This window comes from Leptolyngbya sp. ST-U4 (assembly GCF_039962215.1).
In the GTDB taxonomy this organism is placed as follows: Bacteria; Cyanobacteriota; Cyanobacteriia; order Elainellales; family Elainellaceae; genus Leptolyngbya_A.
Genome location: NZ_JAMPKZ010000002.1, coordinates 123357 through 144932, shown reverse-complemented (window position 1 = coordinate 144932; position 21576 = coordinate 123357). Strand labels below are relative to the sequence as shown.

17 protein-coding genes are annotated in these 21576 nt (G+C 53.2%); 10 read left to right on the top strand and 7 right to left on the bottom strand.

Annotated features, from left to right (window positions below; translation table 11 throughout):
* Nucleotides 1–276: 276 nt before the first annotated feature.
* Complete coding sequence (locus NDA02_RS06170; RefSeq protein WP_190792780.1) at nt 277–585, bottom strand: TIGR03792 family protein; 309 nt, start codon at nt 583–585, stop codon at nt 277–279.
* A 253-nt stretch (nt 586–838) separates the two neighbouring features.
* Here NDA02_RS06170 and NDA02_RS06165 point away from each other — a divergent pair, with 253 nt between their 5' ends.
* Both NDA02_RS06165 and NDA02_RS06160 read left to right on the top strand, forming a co-directional pair.
* Complete coding sequence (locus tag NDA02_RS06165) at nt 839–1159, top strand: phasin family protein (RefSeq protein ID WP_190792758.1); 321 nt, start codon at nt 839–841, stop codon at nt 1157–1159.
* 130 nt (nt 1160–1289) lie between these two features.
* Nucleotides 1290–1847, top strand: coding sequence for an FKBP-type peptidyl-prolyl cis-trans isomerase (locus NDA02_RS06160; protein ID WP_190792757.1), 558 nt, complete (start codon nt 1290–1292; stop codon nt 1845–1847).
* A 140-nt stretch (nt 1848–1987) separates the two neighbouring features.
* On the opposite strand, the gene dnaB is transcribed toward NDA02_RS06160, so the two are convergent.
* Both dnaB and rplI read right to left on the bottom strand, forming a co-directional pair.
* Nucleotides 1988–3340, bottom strand: coding sequence for a replicative DNA helicase (gene dnaB / locus NDA02_RS06155; protein ID WP_190792779.1), 1353 nt, complete (start codon nt 3338–3340; stop codon nt 1988–1990).
* Between the two features lie 228 nt (nt 3341–3568).
* Complete coding sequence (rplI, locus tag NDA02_RS06150; RefSeq protein WP_190792756.1) at nt 3569–4030, bottom strand: 50S ribosomal protein L9; 462 nt, start codon at nt 4028–4030, stop codon at nt 3569–3571.
* Nucleotides 4031–4296: 266 nt separating this feature from the next.
* On the opposite strand from rplI, the gene NDA02_RS06145 reads away from it, so the two are divergent.
* On the top strand, nt 4297–4776 hold the full coding sequence (locus tag NDA02_RS06145; protein ID WP_190792755.1) for a CRR6 family NdhI maturation factor: 480 nt from the start codon (nt 4297–4299) through the stop codon (nt 4774–4776).
* 32 nt (nt 4777–4808) lie between these two features.
* Here NDA02_RS06145 and NDA02_RS06140 read toward each other — a convergent pair whose 3' ends face one another.
* From NDA02_RS06140 to hpxO, 3 genes are all read right to left on the bottom strand, one after another.
* Entirely contained in the window at nt 4809–6047 is a 1239-nt protein-coding gene (locus tag NDA02_RS06140) for a VWA domain-containing protein (protein WP_190792754.1), read from the bottom strand.
* Nucleotides 6048–6235: 188 nt separating this feature from the next.
* Nucleotides 6236–6745: a 2-oxo-4-hydroxy-4-carboxy-5-ureidoimidazoline decarboxylase gene (uraD, locus tag NDA02_RS06135; RefSeq protein WP_190791410.1), complete on the bottom strand. Its 510-nt coding sequence runs from the start codon at nt 6743–6745 to the stop codon at nt 6236–6238.
* Nucleotides 6746–6757: 12 nt separating this feature from the next.
* Nucleotides 6758–7918, bottom strand: coding sequence for an FAD-dependent urate hydroxylase HpxO (gene hpxO, locus NDA02_RS06130; RefSeq protein ID WP_190791411.1), 1161 nt, complete (start codon nt 7916–7918; stop codon nt 6758–6760).
* Nucleotides 7919–8257: 339 nt separating this feature from the next.
* On the opposite strand from hpxO, the gene xdhA reads away from it, so the two are divergent.
* From xdhA to NDA02_RS06105, 5 genes are all read left to right on the top strand, one after another.
* Nucleotides 8258–9691 carry a xanthine dehydrogenase small subunit gene (xdhA, locus tag NDA02_RS06125; protein WP_348249596.1) on the top strand — a complete coding sequence of 478 codons (1434 nt, stop codon included), beginning with the start codon at nt 8258–8260 and terminating at the stop codon, nt 9689–9691.
* Nucleotides 9692–9753: 62 nt separating this feature from the next.
* On the top strand, nt 9754–12099 hold the full coding sequence (gene xdhB, locus NDA02_RS06120; RefSeq protein ID WP_190791412.1) for a xanthine dehydrogenase molybdopterin binding subunit: 2346 nt from the start codon (nt 9754–9756) through the stop codon (nt 12097–12099).
* A gap of 9 nt (nt 12100–12108) precedes the next feature.
* The gene (locus NDA02_RS06115; RefSeq protein ID WP_348254626.1) at nt 12109–13107 is read left to right on the top strand and encodes an XdhC family protein; all 999 of its coding nucleotides are present in this window, start codon (nt 12109–12111) and stop codon (nt 13105–13107) included.
* Nucleotides 13108–13607: 500 nt separating this feature from the next.
* Nucleotides 13608–13790 (top strand): CsbD family protein, encoded by a 183-nt coding sequence (locus NDA02_RS06110; protein WP_190791415.1) that lies wholly within the window; start codon nt 13608–13610, stop codon nt 13788–13790.
* Between the two features lie 394 nt (nt 13791–14184).
* Entirely contained in the window at nt 14185–16980 is a 2796-nt protein-coding gene (locus NDA02_RS06105) for a GAF domain-containing protein (RefSeq protein WP_348254624.1), read from the top strand.
* A gap of 18 nt (nt 16981–16998) precedes the next feature.
* Here NDA02_RS06105 and NDA02_RS06100 read toward each other — a convergent pair whose 3' ends face one another.
* Complete coding sequence (locus NDA02_RS06100; RefSeq protein ID WP_190791417.1) at nt 16999–17250, bottom strand: hypothetical protein; 252 nt, start codon at nt 17248–17250, stop codon at nt 16999–17001.
* Nucleotides 17251–17870: 620 nt separating this feature from the next.
* Between NDA02_RS06100 and purC the strand changes: the two genes are divergently transcribed.
* Both purC and NDA02_RS06090 read left to right on the top strand, forming a co-directional pair.
* Nucleotides 17871–18599, top strand: coding sequence for a phosphoribosylaminoimidazolesuccinocarboxamide synthase (gene purC, locus NDA02_RS06095; RefSeq protein ID WP_348254622.1), 729 nt, complete (start codon nt 17871–17873; stop codon nt 18597–18599).
* A 269-nt stretch (nt 18600–18868) separates the two neighbouring features.
* On the top strand, nt 18869–21418 hold the full coding sequence (locus NDA02_RS06090; RefSeq protein ID WP_190791419.1) for a BamA/TamA family outer membrane protein: 2550 nt from the start codon (nt 18869–18871) through the stop codon (nt 21416–21418).
* Nucleotides 21419–21576 lie beyond the last annotated feature (158 nt).

Genomic DNA, 21576 nt, shown 5'->3' with positions numbered 1-21576 from the left:
GAGGCAAAGCGGCGAAAAGTTTAATCGAAACTTATATCGAAACAAAGCAAAGGCAGGGCGAAATTCTGAAACAGTCCAAAAGGGCAAACTCAGCTTTAGTTCATCTTCGCCTATCCTCAGCCCAATTGCCCAGGCGAGAAGCGATCGCCGTTGGGTTTTCAAAGTCTCCCCTCGCTCTTTGAGAGCGGTAGATGAAAAGCCTTTTAGAGCGGCAGGTCAAAAGCTGGGGAATTTAGGAGGCAATGCAGCTATCTTCTGCAACTCCAAAAACCGCTTTCAAGGATACCGCTTTCGCACCTGATACCGAGCCGCTCCCACAATTTCCTGATTGCCTGCTCCCATTGCTTCTGCAAAGCGAGTGTCGGTCTGCTCAAGGACATCCGCAGGAACGCTCTTCCAGGCTTCCATGCTCTCCCAGTGAATGACGGCAATCACTTCATCAAGCTGGTCAGGGCTGATCCAGACTTCCTTGCGTAAAAAACCTGGGTACTGCGAGAGGATTGCCGTCCAGATTTCATCATCTTTTTGCACAAACTTTTCTCGAAGCTCCGGCATGACGCGAAACTTCAGCCATTCAATTACCATGCCTTTTTCATCCTGCATACGTCTCTGGATCTTTTCGTCATTCTACAGTTTGAGAGTTCGGGGAATACGGTAGCGTCAATGTTCGACCGGGTGGCAAATTTGCCAGAATAAAGCTACGGGCAAAAATGCTCTCATGGCTTCCTGCAAGCAGACGGTTTGCTTGTTGCGCTTCTGAGAGCCATCAGCCAGATTTCACGATGGGCAGCTTACTGTCTTCTAGCTAGCCTCTTCAGGCAGACACCAAGGAATCAGCATGGACAATAATCTTCTGAGAGAATTGATTGCGATGGGAATCAATACTACGTCCCAGGTTGCCGACAAACTGCGGGAGGTGAGCGACCAGCTTGTCAAGGACGGTCGAATTGACCCGGAGCAGGCAGCCCATCTGGCAAATGAAATTATGCAGCAGATCAAGTCTGAACAGACGAACTGGGAAGCCCAGATGCAGCGACAGCTCCGCAATATGCTCCAGGATCTGGGTGTGCCGCGCCAAAATGAAATGGATGAACTGCGCGGACGGCTCGATCGCCTGGAACGACAGGTGCGCGATCTCGAAAATCGGCTTTGGCGATAGAAATTTGCGATTTTGAGCGGGTTTGCCAGGGCATCAAGCAGTAAACTGAGGGATGAGGCTGAGGAATGTGCCTGATTGATTATTTTTGGTCATTCCGTTGAAAAAACCTGAGAAAAACAGGAGGACTGCTTTGCGAGAAATTTTGATTAGCTTCGGCGTGATGCTGGCGTGTCTGGTGATCATTGTTGCAGCTCAATTGACAAACCGAGGTGCAGAGGCAATTGCCGTGCCCGCATCCAGCCCAGTGAACGCTCCGACGATCGCTCAAGTTTCAACCGCCCCTTCTGTAACTGCCCCTGATACGATAATTGCTATGGCTGACGAAAATCTGGCGAATGAAAATCAAAACGTTGTCACGACGCCTTCTGGCTTGAAATATATTGATGAAGTCGAGGGCAGCGGCGCGACTCCTGAAGCAGGGCAGACGGTGTACGTCCACTACACGGGCACACTGGAAAACGGCACGAAGTTTGATAGCTCCCGCGATCGCAACCGTCCTTTCTCGTTCCGGCTAGGTGCAGGGCAAGTGATCAAAGGCTGGGATGAAGGCATTAGCACGATGAAGGTGGGCGGTCAGCGTCGTTTGATTATTCCACCGGATCTGGGCTATGGCGCAAGAGGTGCAGGGGGTGTGATTCCGCCCAATGCAACGCTGATTTTTGATGTGGAACTGCTGAAGATCGGCTAATTGCCCTCACGATAAAATTTCCAGAAATCCTGATCAACTCAAAACCATTGAGAAAAAAGAGAGGCGTTCGATCGAGCGTCTTTTCTCTTTAAAGGGCTTCGTTTAATCGGCTTCGTTGAGTAGGATTAGTCGATTGATTGCTACGATCGCGTTGGAGCCGCCAGATTTCTAAAGCGAGTAAACTGAGGCTCAAACAGCAGCTTTACAGTGCCCACGGGACCATTTCGGTGTTTGGTGAGGATGACTTCGGCAATGCCGCGATCGGGCGTATCCGGGTTGTAATACTCTTCGCGGTACAGCATCATCACGAGGTCGGCGTCCTGCTCGATCGAACCACTTTCTCTGAGATCCGACATCATTGGGCGTTTGTTCGTTCGTGATTCAACCCCACGGCTGAGCTGCGACAGGGCAATAATGGGAACCTGCAATTCACGCGCCAGGCTTTTTAGCGATCGCGTCATCTTAGAAAGTTCCTGCACCCGGTTATCGCCAGAGCCTTCCATCAGCTGCAAATAGTCGATCAAAATTAAACCCATTGCTCCACCCTGTTCGGCTTGCAAGCGGCGGGCTTTCGATCGCATCTCAGTCACGGAGATATTCGGCGTGTCGTCAATGAAAATTGGCAGTTGAGACAGGGTGCTGATAGCGTGTCCCAAAGGCTCCCATTCAGTTTGGGCAATGCGACCCGATCGCAATCTGCCGCTCTCGACCTGTGCCTCGCTAGACAGCAGACGATAAACAAGCTGCTCTTTGGACATTTCCAGGCTGAAAACGGCGATCGGCAGCTTGTGAAAGGCGGCAATGTTGCGGGCAATATTGAGAACAAAGCTGGTTTTGCCCATCGAAGGACGACCCGCTGCGATGATCAGATCCGATCGCTGAAAACCTTGGGTCATGGCATCTAGATCGTAGAAGCCGCAGGAAATTCCGGGCAGTACCAGACCGAGCGATCGGCTTTCAATGTCAGAGAAAGTGGAGGTGAGGATGTCTGATGTGGCGATAAGTGCCTGAGTGGGGCGAACCTGGGTGATGTTAAACACTTTTTGCTCTGCCTGATCGAGGATCTTTTCGATCGGAGAAGCAATGTCGTAGCCCAACTGAGCCACTTCGGTTCCCACATAAATCAGCTTGCGGCGCAGATACTTATCCATCACAAGCTGGGCGTACTGATCGATATTGACCGCGCTGACCGTGCGATCGACCAGTTCGGCTAAGCGAGTCTGTCCGCCAATTTTTTCCAGCAGTCCGTGGTCATAGAGCCAGGTGGTGACGCTCATCAGGTCGGTGGGTTTGCCCTGGGCCTGGAGCGTGGTTGCCGCCCGATAGATTTCCTGATGGGCACTGATGTAGAACGCTTCGGGACGCAGGATTTCTAGCACTCGCCCGATCGCTTCCGGGTCAAGCAAAATTCCGCCCAGAATGGCTTCTTCGGCATCAATGTTTTGGGGCGGAACTCGATCGCTATAGCCTTGAAAGTTAAGTTCGTGCATCAGACCCGACATGGAAAGAACGCTTAGCAGGACAGGGAAAATCAGTACTTTCGTACTAAGTCAGCTTGGTACTCAGTATTCTATCCTTACTCGGCTCGCCTGAATGCGATCGATCCGCAAATTCATCAAATGTCTGTTTACTCCGTGTTAAACAGCAGAATATCAAACAGCACAAAACAAGGGGCTTTAGCCCCCCGTCTGCACCAGTCATGGCGAAACTTTGGAATCGCCCTACCGCAGGGGAACCACCTGAATGTCGATCGTTGCTGTGACTTCGGGGTGCAGCTTGATGTCGATCTTGTAGGAACCCAGCGTTGAGATGTCGGGAACACTGATGCTGCGGCGATCGATTTCCAGACCCAGATTGCTTTGCAGCAGATCGACAACTTCCTGTGCCGTCACCGTACCGAAAATTGCATCGCCTTCGCCCACCTGCTTTGAGATCGACAAACGGCTGGATTTTTCCAGGGTTGCCTTTTGGGTTTCTGCTTCTTGCCTGAGCTCGAGCAATCTTTGCCGCTCAGCTTCTCTGCGACGCTCGACCTGCTTGAGAATGCCGGGAGTCGTGCGGACTGCAAACCCCTGTGGCAGCAGATAGTTCCGGGCATAGCCGGGAGCGACCTCTACCACATCGCCTGCCCGACCTAATTTGCTTACGTCTTGATTCAAGACCAACTGAATACGCTTTGCCATAGCCTTTCCTGTACGCTTGCGGTACGCTCTATTCCGATTAAAAGATTGCCAGCATATCATCGTAGCGAACTGAGACAACCGATCGCAAGTTATTTTTGAGCAACTTTGAGCCACGCGCTCCTAATATTCTCCAATTTGTCGCCCTATAATGCTCTAGGTATCAACGATCGCGCCCAACAAGCTACACCCAAAAACTTGGCGTTTATCTGGCAGTGCCCGCAAAGATTCACTCAATTCGCAGGCAAAGACAATTCGCAGGCAAAGATATGAGTACAACCATTAAGCTGGATGCAAATCACCTAAATCGGCTGGATCTCTCGCCCGCTCAGACGGTGATTGAAAAATGGATTACAGACGGGTCGATCGGCACTCAGGGGCAGCAGATTTGCTTTGAGATTGACTTTCCGCGTGAGCCAGAAGATCCGCGAGAGCTGTCTGAGGTCCCAGAAGTGCGCCTCTGGTTTATCCGGCTGGATGCTCGCTATCCCTGGCTACCCTATCTACTGGACTGGGAAGCAGGCGAACTGGGACGCTACACGGCGATGCTGGTTCCGCATCAGTTCAGCCCCACTGAGGGAATTCAGTTTAACCCGGAGGCTCTGGAAATCTTTGTGATGGGAAAGGTTTTTGTGCTGATCGACTGGCTCCAGCAGCAGGGCAGCTTTAACCGCACCAAAGTAAAGTTTCTGACGCAGATGGTGGGCTATGAAATCGACGATGCCTTCTTTGACCTGATTGGCGCGTAGGCCAGAACGGATCGATCAGGAAATAATTTCAATCAGGAAAGAATTGTTTTGGAGACAATGCGCGTCTTCTTGCGGTCGGCCTCGGTCAATTCCTCCCCAGACTGAAGGCGGGTTGCGGTTTCTTGCAGAACAGTGGCTGCGCCCTGATCGCCCATTTGCAGCGCGGTTTTTGCAGCGGACTGAAGCAGAGTTGCGGCTCCAGCTCGATCGCCCTGCTGGAGCTTGCTTTCAGCGATTTGGGTCTGGCGATATTTTGCCAGTGCCAGAATGTGCTGCTGCACCTGATCATTGAGCGCGGGTTGATAGTTTTGCTGGGTCATTGCCTGGATCGGAATTCGTTCAGACTGCAGCCCTTCTGCCCCAATCAGTGGATCGTCGTAGCGCACCTGAACCTCGGCGATTGTCTCTGTGCCTTCGGGCAGCGTACCGATGTAGAGGTTGGCAAGAACCACACGCGGCACGTCAATCATTAAATCGCCTAATCGAACAACATACTCTGCACCCTGCGGGGTCACGGGCAACTCGATCGTGTCGGGAATGACCTGGGCGATCGGTTTGAGTTCTGCCAATCGCACCTGGGGCTTGAGGGTTAGCAGCAAATGGGCATTGGTCAACCCGATAGACTGCATTCGGGTAAACAAACGGCTAAACTCGCTAACGGCGGCTTCGGGCTGCTGAATGTAAGAGAGCGTTCCGCCTGCTGCATCGGCAATTTGCTCCAGCACGTCTTGATTCCAGCGATCGCCAAAGCCAAGGGTATTCAGGGTCAGGTTGTAGCTTGCAGCCAGGTTTGCCAGTTTCAGGCAGCGATCGTTATCACCGTGCTCGTTTTCCCCGTCGGTCAACAAAAATGCCTGGGAAATTGCGTCTTTTTTGCCTTTTGCAAGTTCTTCGATGCCGAGCCGCATTCCTTCGTCGATCGCCGTGCCGCCGCTGGCTTTGATGCGGTTAATCTCAACTTTGATATCAGCAGGATGATCGATCACCTGATTCGGAATTAGCACTTTGGCTTTGTGATCAAACACAATGACCGAAAGCCGATCACCCGGAGACAGGCTATCCACAATGCGATGCGTCGCTTGCTTGACGGTTTCGAGGGGTCGCCCGTTCATTGAACCGCTGTGATCCAGGATCAGGCAAAGGTTAAGCGGAGCAGTTCTGCCGATCGATTCGGGCAGGGCAGACAGGGAAACGGCAAGCTGTCTTTGGTGGTTTGCCTGCGCCAGGTTGAGATGGGCATCGCTCAAGGCTGCCTGTAAACCCACTCGCATAACGATCGCTCCTGGAAATGAAGAGGTGAGGATAGCGGTTAAAAAAGGTACTTCAACGGGAGATTTCTATCTTACGGAATTTGGCTTGAATTTTTTGGGCGGGGTACGGGTGGATGGATAGGGAAATGGGGCGATGGAGGAGATTGGCGACTGCTCAAACATCCTTTATGACCCTGCTCAACCATTCTTTATGACGTAGAATCAACCACTCGATCACCCAAACGAAATTGAACAATCTGGGTGATTTCTGTGAGGGCTTGCTGCGTTTCGGCAGCGATCGAGTTTTGCAGGCGGCGATCGAATTCCGCTAAAATGCTCGCTCTGCTATGGTTGCGGACGGCGATGATGAAGGGGAAGCCGAATTTGGTTTTGTAGGCGTGGTTGAGCGTTTGAAAGCGATCGAATGCTTCTGGGGAGAGGCGATCGAGTCCTGCGCCGGATTGCTCCTGGACGGAGTCGGCTGCCATTTTGACTTTGCTGCCTAGATCGGGGTGAGCGCGGATCAGGGCGAGTTTTTCTGCTGGGGTCATTTGCTGCATTGTGGCGATCAGCTTTTGGAAGAGATCTGCGCGATCGGCAAAAGGGCGGCTGTGCCAGGTTCGAGCGGCGATCGAGGGAGTTTCTTCAAAAACTGTGCCCAGGGCGGCGACGAATTCTTCCTGAGAAAAGGCGTTCAGTTCAGCGATGGAGAAAGGCATAGGGTTCAGCAACTATCTCAACGGTCCGCCCAGGATCGTGTTGGCGATCGCATCGGTCACGTCGGTCGGTTTTTCGGTAGCAAGCTGCCGATACCATTGACGCGTAATGTCCGGGTCTTTACCGTGAATTTGCTCGGCACGTTTACGAGCTTTTTGGACGATCGCGCAGGTGCGGGGATGGCGATCGGCTTCATAGCGGTGCAGAGCATCTTGAACGCTGAGGTTTGTTGTGAGGAGGAACTGTGTGAGCACATAAGCATCTTCCATTGCCTGACAGCCGCCCTGACCCAGATCCGGACAGGTAGCGTGGGCAGAGTCTCCCAGCAGCGCAACCCGACCGCGCACCATGCGATCGATCGGTCCCACATCGTGAATCAAGACGCGATTGGTGGTTTCAGGATTTAGTCGCTCGATCAGCCGCTGTACCGGATCTGCCCAGCCCAGGAAAAACTGCGATAAGTCCGAGCGAATCTCGCCCAGTTCCGAGGTTTTTTCTTTGGGCATGGGCACATCAAAAAAGAAATAAAAGCGATTTCCTGCCACAGGCATCATCGAAGCCCGCTTAAAGTCGCCCACATAAATTGCCCAGGTGTCTGACGGAGCCAGATCGGCACTGATGGGAACCAAGCCGTTCCAGTTGACATAGCCGCCGTAGATTGGCTCAACCGAATGCCCCAGCACAAATTCACGGAGAACCGATCGCACCCCGTCTGCCGCAATCACCAGATCGCCTGTGGCGCGATGTCCATCCTCAAACACTGCCGTCACACCTGTCTCGGTTTCTTCTACACCAACGCAGCGAGCGTTTAGCTTCACTTCTCCCGGAAAGGCATTCAGCAGCATTGTTTGCAAATCGGTTCGAGCTACCGGATAGGGTCGCTGTCCGACCGTTTGCACCAGGGGAGCGAGATCGATCGCATTGAGCAGATCGCCGTTTTGAGTGCGGTACTCCATGCGCTCCATCAAGCCGCCGATTTGCGCCATGGGCTGACCCAAGCCGAGGGAATTCAGCACCTTCACCCCGTTTGACCAGACCGAAATCGCTGCCCCCGCCGGACGCAGTTCTCGGACGCGATCGTAGATTTCGACCTCAAATCCGGCTCGACTGAGGGCAACGCCTGCGGTTAACCCCCCAATTCCCGCCCCGATAATGACAATCTTTAGCTGCTGCATCGTTCCCCCGCTCGCTGCCCGTTTTGTGTCTTGAATCTGCGTCTGTAGATTGTATTAGCAGTTACAGCCGTTCTGTCTGTTTGATCGTACACACTATGCAGTGATGAGTGATGGGAAGGGTGAGGGGAACTTCGTCGGAGTGTCGATCGAGTTTGGGCGATAAGTTTCCGTTCTGTTTCGATTTCACTCCCAAGATTTCAAGATTTTCTAACCTGCTGGGCAACAGACGAGCGAAACCGCTACAGTCCAGATAGTAGTGTTGAGAGTACGGGGCGGGATGACAAACAAAATGCAGGAGTCGATCGCACCCAGGTTTGCAGACAGCTGGGAGGGGAAACGGTGACACAGCAAGAACAGCTCGAAACCAGTTTGTCGCTCACGATTAACGGTGATCGCGTTCGACTAAAGGGCATTTCGCCTACGACGACGCTCCTGGAATATCTGCGGATTAACGGATGGGTCGGCACAAAAGAAGGGTGCGGGGATGGAGACTGCGGAGCCTGCACAGTGGCGATCGTGGCAGAAGGGGCAGACAACCAGCCTCATTATCAAGCAGTCAATAGCTGTCTGATTCCGATCGGATCGCTAGCAGGGCGGCAAATTATTACCGTAGAGGGGATCGCAAACGGGGCACTGCATCCGGTGCAGCAGGCAATGGTGGAAACGGGCGGGTCGCAGTGCGGCTACTGTACGCCGGGATTTATCATGAGTCTGTTTGCGGCTTATTACGATGGCACGCTCGATGATGGTGCGTTAGAGGGCAATCTCTGTCGCTGTACGGGCTACCTGCCAATTCGTCGGGCGGCGCAGCAAGTCGCAAAGGCAACCCCGGTCGATCGCTTTTCCCAAACGCTGGTAGCGGCTACCACCAATCTGGAGCCAGTGCGCTACACCGATCATGAGCAGCAGTTCTTTCGTCCCACCCGGCTTCAGGAGGCGATCGATCTGTTGCAGCATAACCCGCAGGCGGTTCTGGTGGCAGGCGCAACCGATCTGGGGCTAGAAATGAGTCACCATCGGCAATCTTTCCCCATCCTGATTTCCCTGGAGGCGGTCAGCGAACTTAAGCAGATTGGGGAAACGCCGGATTTTGTTGAAATTGGGGCAGCCGTGCCGTTGAGCCAGGTGGAAACTCAGCTGCGCGGCATCTTTCCCAGTCTGGACGAAATGCTGCACTGGTTTGCAGCGCGTCAGGTTCGCAATCGGGCAACGATCGGCGGCAACCTGGGTACGGCTTCCCCGATCGGCGATTTGCCCCCGGTGCTGCTGGCTCTAGATACACAAGTGCAAATTACAGGGATAGCGGGAGATCGATCGCTTCCCCTCGCGCAATTCTTTAAAGGCTATCGCCAAACTGAGCTACAGCCCGGAGAGATAATTCGATCCATCCAAATTCCCCGTCAGCCTACGCCCGGTGCAGCCCGTCGCCTCAGCCAGTCCTATAAAATCGGCAAGCGAGGCACAGACGATATCAGCATTGTGGCAGCATCGTTCACGATCGATCTGGATGCTGAAGATCGAATTCTTCAGGCTCGGCTGGCTTATGGGGGAGTGGCAGCAACTCCGGTGCGGGCGATCGAAGTGGAGCAGCGATTGATCGGTCAGTCCTGGACAAGGGAAACGGTGCAGCAGGTCAAGCCCGATTTGCGCGAAGCCTTTACGCCACTGACCGATCTGCGAGCCAGTGCGGACTATCGCAAGCTGCTCATTGCTAATTTGTTTGAGAAGTTTTTTGTGGAAATGGAGCGTCAAGCTGTTGCCCTTGGCGCTTAGTGGAATGCAAAGCAGTTCTCGCTTCAGGGTAATCGGCACAACATCATCAGGAAGGTCAGCAAATGCCCACCGGACAACGCAAAAGCCACGAAAGCGCAGTCTCCCATGTGAGCGGTAAGGCAGTCTATACCGACGATCAGCGATCGCTGATTGGCATGCTATCGCTCTCTCCGGTGCTGTCTCCCCATGCACGGGCACAGATTACTCGAATCGACGTGAGTGGGGCTTACGACATCGAGGGAGTGGTGACGGTGCTGACGGCAGAAGACGTACCGGGGGCAAACGATACCGGAGCGATCGTGCAGGATGAGGTTTTGCTGCCCGTGGCGGACGTGAGCTATTGGGGACAGGCGATCGTCTGGGTGGCCGGGGAAAGTGAAGAAGCTGCCCGTCTGGGAGCCGCCAGGGTGGTGGTGGAATACGAGCTGCTCCAGCCGATCTGCACAATTCAGGAGGCAATCAACGCCAATAGCTTTCACAATGCGCCGCAGGTTATCCGCCGAGGAGAGCCTGAAACCGCCCTTCAGCAAGCGGACATCGTGCTGGAAGGCGAAATTGAGATGAACGGGCAGGATCATTTTTACCTGGAAACCCAGGCGAGTTGGGTGATCCCGGACGGCGAAGGGCACTATCACGTCTATTCCTCAACGCAGCATCCCTCGGAAACGCAGATTATTGTGGCGCGAGTCCTGGGAATTGCCAGCAATCAAGTCACTGTTACCTGTCTGCGAATGGGCGGCGGCTTTGGGGGTAAAGAAACTCAGGCAAATCCATTTGCGGCGATCGCAGCAGTGGCAGCCCGAAAAACAGGTCGTCCGGTGCGGGTGCGGCTGCGGCGACACCAGGACATGATGTTGACCGGAAAACGGCACGGCTTTTTAGGGCAATACTGCGTTGGCTTTACCCCAGAAGGTCAGATCACCGCGCTGGATCTAGATCTCTACGCAGACGGAGGCTGGAGCCTGGATCTATCGCCGCCTGTGCTGCTAAGGGCAATGCTACACGTTGATAACGCCTACTATTTACCCCATGTGGAAGTGCGGGGACGAATTGCCAAAACCCACAAAGTCTCGAATACCGCATTTCGCGGCTTTGGGGGACCGCAAGGCATGATCGTGATCGAGGAAATCATCGATCGCATCGCCCGCAAGCTGAACCTATCCCCCGATCAAGTGCGCGAACGCAATTTTTACCGCGAAGACGATGCGGACGGCGATCGCAATACGACTCACTACGGTCAGGAAATTGTCGATAACCGAATTCTGCGCGTTTGGAACGAAGCCAAAGCGCGATCGAACTATGCAGAACGACAGGCAGCGATCAACGCTTTCAATCAAGCGAACCCCGACCTGAAACGTGGACTGGCAATCACACCCGTCAAGTTTGGCATCTCGTTTAACAAAACCCAATACAACCAGGCAGGCGCACTGCTGCTGATCTACACCGATGGCAGCATTCAGCTCAACCACGGTGGTACAGAAATGGGGCAGGGACTCCACACGAAAATGCTCCAGGTAGCAGCAAAATCTTTGGGGGTGCGGATCGATCGCTTCCGCGTCATGCCCACCAGCACTGATAAAGTCCCCAATACCTCAGCAACGGCGGCTTCTAGCGGCTCTGACCTGAACGGGCAAGCGGTGAAAGATGCCTGCGAAACCCTGAAATCTCGACTGGCGATTGTCGCTGCTCCGCTGCTGAACCTCGACGCGCCGGAGGATCTGGAATTTGCCGAAGACTGGATCTTCTGTCGCGGCTATCCCAGTTTGCGCGTGGGCTTTGATGAAGTTGTGCAGCGTGCCTATAACGATCGCATCAGCCTCTCTGCCACAGGCTATTACCGCACACCCAATATTTTCTGGGACGCAGTAAAAGGACACGGCAGACCCTTTTATTACTATGCCTATGGAGCAGCCGTTAGCGAAGTAGAAGTAGACGGTTTCACCGGGACGTTTAAGCTGCGGCAGGTCGATATTGTGCATGACGTGGGCGAATCGCTCAATCCCCTGATCGATCTCGGTCAGATCGAAGGCGGCTTTGTGCAGGGCATGGGCTGGCTCACCATGGAAGAACTCGTCTGGGACACTGAGGGACGACTGCGAACCTTTGCCCCCAGCACCTACAAAATTCCCACGATCAGCGAGATTCCCGAACATTTCCAGGTGCATTTGCTCCAACGGGCTGCTCAGGAAGGCGTGATTTACGGCAGCAAGGCCGTGGGTGAACCCCCGTTCATGCTGGCAATGTCCGTCCGAGAGGCGATTCGGGCAGCAGTAGCGGCATTTGGCAATACAGATGCAGTCCTTCTGGCGGCTCCGGCGACCCCTGAAGCAACGCTATGGGCGATCGAGCAAGTCAAAGCCAACTCCATCCTGGCATCAGAACGGCTTCCAGTCCTCAGCGCTGAATAGGGGCAAACCATGTCCCTGGAATGCTTTCGTCAACTCACGCAGCTTCTCCCCCACACCCCGGCAGTGCTAGCAACCGTTATCCATGTCAAAGGCTCTGTACCGCGAGAAGCAGGCGCAAAAATGATCCTTACCCTCGATCGCATCTTTTTCACGATCGGCGGCGGCGCAGGCGAGGGCAAAGTCATCCAGCAAGCCAAAACCGTCCTGGAAACCGGAGAACCTCAACTCGTTCAAATCGACCTCACAGGCTCTCCCAATCAACTGCAAGAAGGCATCTGCGGCGGCAAAATGCAAATCTGGCTCCAACGATGGCAAGGCAGCGAATCCCTCACCCTCGCCCAACAAATCGTCGATCTCCTCCAATCTGGTCACTCCCTTACCCTCACCACCCCCCTGTTTCCTCACCAATCCCCTTACCTTACCTCCGCTCCCCCTCTCATTCCCCCGTCGCCCCATCCTCTCACTCCTCCACCTACCTATACTGAAACTCTCCACCCTCCACCCACTCTCCTCATTATCGGCGCAGGTCATGTCGGCGAACAGCTCGCAAAAGTCGCTCACCTGACAGGTTTTCAAATCTGGGTGCAGGACGATCGCCCCGACTGGGCAAACCCAGACCGCTATCCGCAGGCAAATCAAATTTTCCGAGAGCCGATCGCCCAAATCCTCGATCGCTTACAGCCACAGTCTCAGCTTTACGTGGCACTGGTCACACGCGGCTATCGGTTTGACTTGGAAGCCCTCACTGTTTTGCTACAAAAACAAATCCCCTGCTGCTACCTGGGCATGATTGGCAGTGAAAAGCGGGTACGGCAAGTGTATCAAGCGATCGAACAAACGGGCATTGAAGCAGCAAAACTCAAAACCCTTTATGCTCCGATCGGCTTAGACATTGGCGCACTCACCCCCGAAGAAATCGCTGTCAGCATTGTGGCAGAACTGATTATGGTGCGACGAGGGGGATCAGGACGATCGCTCTCTTGCCGTTTATTAAGGAGGCACAATTAGGCACGATAGTTAAATAACTAGGGTGGAACTCGGAGTAAAGCAATAAAACAAGTTGTGCAGATTGCAAGCCTACCCGAGCGGAAAAATGCTGGGGCTGAAGTTTGGATTGGAGATCAACCCCTCGCTGAGACTATTGCTGAGATATTGCAAGAAACAGAAACACTCAAAGTAGAAATTGACCCACAATCAAACCCATTTGGAGGAGTCGAGAACTTGAGCTTAACAAGTTCCTCAACTTTATTCCTGCTCAACCCCCTAACATTGCAGAATTAAGGAGGCGGTTCGCATTGCCATTCGCCCTTTTCAAACACTCTCTAAAAAATTTGCCCATCGTAGAATTATTTATACTTGCTGAAAAAAGCTGAATAAGATTGATCCCCGTCTCAATCGTCTCCATTCAAAGGCGGGGATCAACGATCTCTCGATTGGCAGAGGAAAAAGGTGCCTTCACATTGGTATTCTTTTCTCATATCAGATTTACAAACTTGGAGATAATAAAAATGAGTGCTGACGATAGATTAAAAGCAACCGCAAAAAACGTAGAAGGTAAGATTCAAGAAGGCATTGGCAACATCACCGGAGATCCTAAAGATCAAGCAGCCGGACAAGCGAAACAGGGTGAAGCCAAAGTTCGCCACACGGTTGAAGATGCCAAAGAAGAAGTGAAGAAAGCGATTGATTAAGGGAAACGCGGTCGAAGCGATCGCCTCATTTCCTGGCTAGGTTGCCAAGCCTCAAACGCTGCAACTCTAGCCACAATTTAAATCCTCTCTTGAGCAAAACGCATATCACCAAGTCTGGACGGTCAAATGTTCAGGCTTTTTTTTGCTGATTTTCCGGTCGAAGCTGGGAATTTTAGGAAAGGTAGACAGCTTTAAACTTTTGTTAGAGTTTTGTAATGAAGTGTTAAGTTCGTCACGGGATAGCGATAGAGCAACCGGATATAGTGGGTATGACCTCACGGCTACGGAAAAGCGGCTGTCGTTAAAAAGCTTAGTTGAGCCACGGATATCTTGCTAGAGAAAACTTGGCTGCTTCGCTATCGTTAACTCGGACGCTCTCTTTCCTTATGCATCTATGAACGTTCCACCGTCTCTGAACTCACATTTGGACTCGCCAGGGAGCAACGGCTTGGGCAATAGTTCGGGCAATAATTTGGGCAATGATCCGGGCAATGATCCGGGCAATGATCTGGGCAATAACTCAAATCCTGGTACGCCTCACTTAGCGATCGATCGACCTGCGGCTGTCGTTCCTGATCAGGTGCTGCCTCCCTGTGATGCCCAAGCAACGCTGCCAGACATTCCCCTGGGAGGAATCCCCTCCCAAGGAGTTGTCAACTCCGATCCCGGTCATATAACCCGAATCAGCAATAGTGCTTTGACTGCCCGCAAACAGTCTTTCTCAGACTTCCTGGCTCCACTCAAGCAGGAGACGTTTAAACAGGTCGTTGCGGATGTAGAACAGCGCCTCCATGTGGTGAATCAGACCCTTTCCCTGCTGGATAATGTGCTCGACGCGAGGGGGTTTGAGCTGATCCTGAATGAAATGCTGCGATCGATCACCCTGAAAACTGGGGAACTGCTCAATGCCGATCGCACCACCATTTTTCTGCTGGATGAGGACAAAGACGAGCTGTGGTCGATTCATGCTGAGGGTGACGACAACGGCAAGAGCCTGGAAATTCGGATTCCGCGCACAATGGGAATTGCGGGAGAAGTCGCGACGACCAAGCAGGCAATAAATATTCCCTACGACTTTTACCAGGACGCACGTTCTAAAGCAGCACAGGAACTCGACAAGAAAAACAACTATCGCAGCTATACGATGCTGACGATGCCGCTCCTGAGCGATGGCGGAGATCTGGTTGCCGTCGTGCAGCTTATCAACAAGCTAAAGCCGGGACACGCCCCCCTCGACTCCCTCGATCAAAAAATCGATTTAGCCGGATTCACCTCCGACGACGAGCAGTTGTTTTCCGATTTTGCGCCCTCGATTCGCCTGATTCTGGAGTCATCGCGATCGTTCTACAAGGCCACGCAACAACAGCGTGCCGCCTCTGCCTTGATTAAGGCAACCAAAGCCCTCAGCCAGAGCAGCCTCGACCTGGAAGAAACCCTGAAAAAGGTGATGGACGAGGCGAAAGAGCTGATGCAGGCAGACCGGAGCACTCTGTGGCTGATCGATCGCGAAAAGCACGAACTCTGGACGAAGTTGCCCAACCGTGACGGGGAACTGCGCGAACTCCGAATTCCGATGGGCGCAGGCTTTGCTGGACAGGTCGCAATGAACGGAGAACCCGTACTGATTCCGTTCGACTTGTACGACCACCCCAACTCAGCAAAATCGAAGGAAACTGACAAAAAGACGGGCTATCGAACGTGCAGTATGCTTTGTATGCCTGTGTTTAACGCCGATAATGAGCTGATTGCCGTAACGCAGCTCATCAACAAAAAGCGCACAGGCAACTTTTTCCCCTATGATCCGGCAACTTATCCAGAAGCTCCAGAATGCTGGCGGGCAAGCTTTAACCGCAGCGACCAGGAATTTATGCGATCGTTTAACGATCAGGCAGGGGTTGCCCTGCAAAACGCCAAGCTTTTTGCCACTGTGAAGCAGCAGGAGCAGACCCAGCGCGACATTCTGCGATCGCTCTCTAACGGCGTGATTTCAACCGACAAGGAAGGCAGAGTGATTGCTGCCAACGAACAGGCGAAAAAGCTGCTCGGCTTTGCAGAATCGGCTTCCTTGGAAGGGCGCTCGGTGACGGATCTGATCCTAATTGATAAAAGCAACTTTTCAGGCTGGTTCGCCAATGTCTTTGATGCAGCAAGGGAGCAAAATCGCCAGTACTACTATGCAGATCAAACCCTGCTCTCGACCGATGGAACGACGCACCACAGCATCAACCTTACCCTCAACCCGATCGCAGACGCGACCAATCCTGAACAGGTGTCGGGCGGGCTGGTCGTGATTGAAGACATCAGCCGGGAAAAGCGATTTAAGAACGCCATGTCGCGCTACATGAGTCAGGAGCTTGTCGAGCGGGCACTCAACGGCGAACTGAAACTGGGCGGCGATCGCAAGGAGGTTTCGGTACTATTTTCTGATATTCGCAGCTATACCACGCTGACCGAGAGCATGGAAGCCCATGCGGTCGTTGATATGCTCAACGAATATTTTGAGTCGATGGTTGATGCGATCTTTCGCTACGACGGGGCACTGGATAAGTACATCGGCGACGCGATTATGGCAGTGTTTGGGTCGCTTGTGCCGCTGAAAGACCATCCCTGGATGGCGGTGCAGAGTGCGATCGAGATGCGTGAGCGACTGAAAAAGTTTAATGAAAATCGAGAGCCAGAGCGCAGAATCAGCATTGGAATCGGCATCAACTCTGATGTGGTGATCAGCGGCAACATTGGCTCCAGCCGCCGCATGGAGTTTACGGCGATCGGGGATGGGGTCAATCTCGGTTCGCGGTTAGAAGGAGCCAGCAAACAGTACGGAACCGACATTATTATTAGCGAAAGTACTTACAAGCCCTGTGCTGATCGCATCTGGGCAAGGGAGCTAGACTGCATTCGGGTGAAGGGCAAAAACAAGCCCGTGGGCATTTATGAGCTGGTCGGGCTACGAGATGAGCCGATCGCTGATGAACGCAAGCAGGCGATCGATCTCTATCATCAGGCGCGCGAATTTTATCTCAACCGCAAATTCGCCAGAGCGATCCTGGCATTCGGCACCCTTCTGGAAGACTTTGACTGCAAAGACAAAGCCGCGCAGATGCACCTGAAACGCTGTGAACATTGGTTAACCAATCCCCCGACTGAAACTGAATGGGCAGACGGGGTTTGGACGCTGACTGAAAAATAAGGCTGAAATCATGCCCGTTTACTCTTCAGGCAACTGAAAGGGGTGTTCGCCAACGCCCAACGCTTTGCGGCTGCGTTTGAGTTGCTTCCAGAGCGATCGAACTTGGGTAAATGCCTCTTCGGGCGTGATCTTGCCGTTGGTTTCTAAGCCAGAAATGAAGCTGACGCGCTGAGAAAATTCCTGTAGGTTTGCGTTAAACACCAAATTCTCTGGCTTGACTTCACCCCGGTAGCGGCTCTTGGCGTTGAGAAATTCAGTACGATGGGTCATGGCTTCACCTTCCTTAAACATTCAAATTGCTCTGGCTTTAGCTGGTATTCCTCACGGATGTTACCCGCCTAATAATTGACATAGGAGATTGAGACACTAACAGGGATTTGCTCTTAACCCAAATTTAACCTAAAAACAGCGAGTGAAAACATCATGAGAACCTAGCAGGGCTCAACAATCTGATACTTCTTTCTTTGGGAAGAAGCACTGCGATTGTTTTGTGTAGCAAAGGATACAAAGACAGAACTTAGTAAAGTTTGCTACTCAGTAATGATTTCCCAAATTTAAGGGAGTACGCTCGGGTTTCCAACAAATTCATTCCTGCTTTTTGAAAGAGAGCTACCAAGCCGTCGTTTCGCGAGCCGTTCCGCAAAAAGTTCTTATCAAACATCCGATCAAACACCAGGTCGCACCCTGTATCGAGCGACCCTATTTTAGTAACCCAGTATTTAGTAACCCAATATTCAGCAGCCCGTATTTAGCAAAGTTTGAGTTTGAGCAGCCAGGACAAGTTCGGACGAATTGAAGGCCAGCAACTGACCCACCGCCGCTAAAATGGTGTCCTGTTGCAGATTGTTCTAGATCGCACGTTTGATTCTACTCACCCAGGGCTGACCTCCATGACAGAACCTCAAATTTTATACGAGGGTAAAGCAAAGATTCTCTATCCAACCGACGACCCCAACATTTTGTTGACTCGCTTTAAGGACGATGCCACTGCCTTTAATGCCCAGAAGCGCGGCACGATCGTCGGCAAAGGCGAAATGAACTGCGCCATCTCCAGCCACCTGTTTCAAATGCTGGAAGCAAAAGGCGTTCCCACTCACTGGATCGATCGTCCGGCGGCGAACGAGATGCGGGTAAGAGCAGTCAAAATTGTGCCGCTAGAAGTCGTCGTGCGAAATATTGCTGCGGGGAGCCTGTGCCGCGAAACGGGTTTGGCTGTGGGAATGGAACTACCCCGGCCGCTCGTTGAGTTTTATTACAAAAATGATGAACTGGGCGATCCGCTGCTGACGATCGATCGGCTGCGACTCCTTCAGTTGGCAACGCCTGAACAGGTTGAACAGCTTCGCCAGATGGCACTTCAGGTCAATCAAATTCTGACGGCATTTTTTCAGGAGTGCGGCATTACGCTGGTTGATTTCAAGCTGGAGTTTGGCATGGATGCCGAAGGCAATTTAATCCTGGCAGACGAAATTAGCCCGGATACCTGTCGGCTGTGGAATCAGGCAGCAACCGATCCCAGTCAGCGAGTGATGGACAAGGATCGCTTTCGGCACGATCTGGGCAATGTGGAAGAGGCGTATCGCCAGGTGCTAGAGCGAGTTCTGGCACACCCAGTTTAGAGCACAAAAAACCGAATGCTGTACAATGGCTGCGTTTGTGCGGAACTCGCGTGATTTCTGTCAGTCAAACAAGTCAACCCCTTAGCAAGGGTGTCAAACCAGGCAGCGAGGGACAGTACTGAGAAACATTAGAGTGCTTCTCGACTGATGACGGCTTTTGCCTCCTGATTGCAGGATAAGCTGCTCGTCTCAAGTCGATCGTCTGCTGCTCTGATATACTCCTGTGAGCGATGCTCTGGTGTGTGGAAGTGTCAAACTCTTTTACCCGTATGCGTTTTTCTCCCTTTTTTCTGGCAGTCCTGACTGCTTCAGCAACCCTGAGCTTTGTGCGTCCGGTTGGGGCGCAGACGACCGAAGCGGCTTCTGAAACGCTGCCTTCTACGGAGCAAACCGAAGCAACAGACCTGCGTCCTGCAAACTCGATCGCTGCAAACCCGTCCTCGATTAATGCAGCGGAGGCTGCCAGCGTCAATGCTGGGGGTTCCCCCCATTCAGAGCCGCTGATTGCCGCAATGCCGCCTGGGTCTGCTGGAACTACCGTTTTCCCATCAGGAACAGTGCCTGAGGCAACGCCAATCGAGTTTGCACCCGATAACCTCAGAGGGGGAACTGCTTCGCAGCGCATCTCTCAGCTTCCGCCCAACCCCGGCTCGCAGCAGGACGCTCAAATTGACGAGCCGCCCAGTTCCCCGGAGACTCCCCCACCGGGAACCCAGACGCCGGAGCCGGAAAGCCCCAACCAGCTTAATGTGCCGATCGACACTCAGCCTGGATTAGGTGTTGATGTCGATGTCGAGCCAGCTCAGTCCGATGCTCAAACCCCTGCCCCCGCTCCCGGAACCAATATTCCCACCCTGCCGCCTTTCCCTGGAACTGGAACGCAGCAAGCTCCTGACAGCACAACGCCTACCCTTCCCCCGTTTCCTGGAACCGGGCAAACTCCTGGAACGGAACAAACGCCGGGCGGTGCAACGCCACCCCAGGCAGAGCAGCCCGAACCCAGAGTCTTAGTGTCAGAAGTGCTGGTAACCGGGGCAGAAGGCGATTTGCTGAATGAGGTGTATGGCACAATCCAGACCCTTCCTGGTCAAACCACCACCCGATCGCAGCTTCAGCAGGATATCAACGCCATTTTTGCCACAGGATTTTTCTCGAACGTGCGGGCAGTTCCCGAAGATACCCCCCTCGGTGTGCGCGTTACTTTTTTGGTGCAGCCGAATCCACTGTTTCAATCGGTTGAGCTGAGCGGGAGCGTGCTGCAAGAGCAGGGTACTGAAGTCACCTATCAAAACGAGCAGGTTCCCCTTCAGGAAGCCGTTGACACAATTTTTGCCAATCAGGTGGGGTCGATCGTCAATCTGCGGCAGTTGCAGGTGGGAATTGAAAACCTGAACCGTCTGTATCAGGACAATGGCTACGTGCTGGCGCAGGTCATTTCAGCTCCGCAAATTTTGCCGGATGGAACAGTGACGCTGGAAGTGGCAGAGGGCGTGATCGAGCAAATTGGCATCCAGTTTCTCGAAGAAGGTCAGCCGGTTGACGAAGAAGGCAATCCGGTTGAGGGACGGACGCGGGACTTTATCATTACCCGCCAGTTTGAGTCGCAGCCGGGGGATGTGTTTAACCAGAACCAGATTCGCGCAGACCTCCAGCGTGCCTTTGGGTTAGGCATTTTTGAGAGTCTGAATATTGCCCTCAATCCGGGGCAAGATCCACGGACTGTGGATGTTACGGTGAATGTCGAAGAGCGAAATACAGGGTCGCTGGCAGCCGGATTTGGCGTCAGCTCGGCAAGCGGTCTGTTCGGTTCGGTCAGCTTCCAGGAAACTAACTTGGGTGGCAATGACCAGGACTTGAGCGCAGAAGTCCAGCTTGGCGAGCGCGATTTGCTGTTTGATCTCAGCTTTACCGATCCCTGGATCGGCGGGGACCCGAACCGGACTTCCTACACGCTTAATGCGTTTGGGCGACAGTCAATCTCGCTCATCTTTGACGGAGGCGACGAAGAAGTGACGCTTCCGAACGGCGATCGCCCCCGGATTCGTCGCTATGGTGGCGGTATTAGTTTCAGCCGTCCGCTAGGTGATGATTGGCGGGCAAGTCTGGGTTTGCAGTATCAGAACGTCTCAGTGCGCGATGTAGACGGTGAGCTAACGCCTCGCGATGAATTTGGCAACCTGCTGAGCTACAACGAGTCGGGAATTGATAATCTGCTGACGCTCCAGTTCTCGGCGGTGCGCGATCGACGCAATGACCCAATTCAAACCACCAGTGGTTCGGTGCTGCGCTTTAGTACAGAGCAGGCAATTCCGATCGCGGGAATTACGTTTAACCGAGTGCGCGCCAGCTACAGCTACTTCCTTCCAGTACGATTCCTGCGCCTGACCGAAGGCTGCCAGCAGGAAAATCCGACGGCAGAACAATGTCCGCAAACGCTCGCATTCAACGTGCAGGGCGGTACGATTATCGGCGACTTCCCACCCTATGAAGCGTTCGCGCTGGGCGGCACAGACTCGGTGCGAGGCTACGGACCCGGTGACCTGGGCAGCGGCAGCAGCTTCCTACAGGCAACGGCAGAGTATCGCTTCCCGGTCTTTTCGATCGTCAGTGGCGCACTCTTCCTTGATGTCGGCTCTGATCTGGGCACTGCCTCAGATGTTCCAGGCGATCCAGCAGGAATTCGTGATAAACCGGGATCAGGTTTCGATTACGGCTTGGGAGTTCGGGTGCAAACGCCGCTGGGCTTAGTCAGAGTGGATTATGCGATCAACGACCAGGGGGATAACCGCATTGTGTTTGGCATCGGGCAGGGATTTTAGGAGGCGGCTACCGAAGAAGTGTTCCATGTTCCACATTGCCCCCCTAAATCCTCCACTTTTGGGGAACTTTGAAAGTCGAAATCCCTTGGCTCGGTTCCCCAAAATGACCCGCTAGGGAGGCAATACAGATCACGAGGATTCCTCCAAGCTGAGAGTTA

Bases quoted from the DNA above. Each gene is read 5' to 3' on its own strand.
- hpxO (WP_190791411.1), bottom strand. From the start codon at position 7,918: ATGCAGCAGCTAAAGATTGTCATTATCGGGGCGGGAATTGGGGGGTTA.
- NDA02_RS06090 (WP_190791419.1), top strand. From the start codon at position 18,869: ATGCGTTTTTCTCCCTTTTTTCTGGCAGTCCTGACTGCTTCAGCAACC.
- xdhB (WP_190791412.1), top strand. From the start codon at position 9,754: ATGCCCACCGGACAACGCAAAAGCCACGAAAGCGCAGTCTCCCATGTG.
- NDA02_RS06170 (WP_190792780.1), bottom strand. From the start codon at position 585: ATGGTAATTGAATGGCTGAAGTTTCGCGTCATGCCGGAGCTTCGAGAA.
- purC (WP_348254622.1), top strand. From the start codon at position 17,871: ATGACAGAACCTCAAATTTTATACGAGGGTAAAGCAAAGATTCTCTAT.
- NDA02_RS06165 (WP_190792758.1), top strand. From the start codon at position 839: ATGGACAATAATCTTCTGAGAGAATTGATTGCGATGGGAATCAATACT.
- NDA02_RS06110 (WP_190791415.1), top strand. From the start codon at position 13,608: ATGAGTGCTGACGATAGATTAAAAGCAACCGCAAAAAACGTAGAAGGT.
- NDA02_RS06140 (WP_190792754.1), bottom strand. From the start codon at position 6,047: ATGCGAGTGGGTTTACAGGCAGCCTTGAGCGATGCCCATCTCAACCTG.
- NDA02_RS06100 (WP_190791417.1), bottom strand. From the start codon at position 17,250: ATGACCCATCGTACTGAATTTCTCAACGCCAAGAGCCGCTACCGGGGT.
- NDA02_RS06105 (WP_348254624.1), top strand. From the start codon at position 14,185: ATGAACGTTCCACCGTCTCTGAACTCACATTTGGACTCGCCAGGGAGC.
- uraD (WP_190791410.1), bottom strand. From the start codon at position 6,745: ATGCCTTTCTCCATCGCTGAACTGAACGCCTTTTCTCAGGAAGAATTC.
- NDA02_RS06115 (WP_348254626.1), top strand. From the start codon at position 12,109: ATGTCCCTGGAATGCTTTCGTCAACTCACGCAGCTTCTCCCCCACACC.
- rplI (WP_190792756.1), bottom strand. From the start codon at position 4,030: ATGGCAAAGCGTATTCAGTTGGTCTTGAATCAAGACGTAAGCAAATTA.
- NDA02_RS06145 (WP_190792755.1), top strand. From the start codon at position 4,297: ATGAGTACAACCATTAAGCTGGATGCAAATCACCTAAATCGGCTGGAT.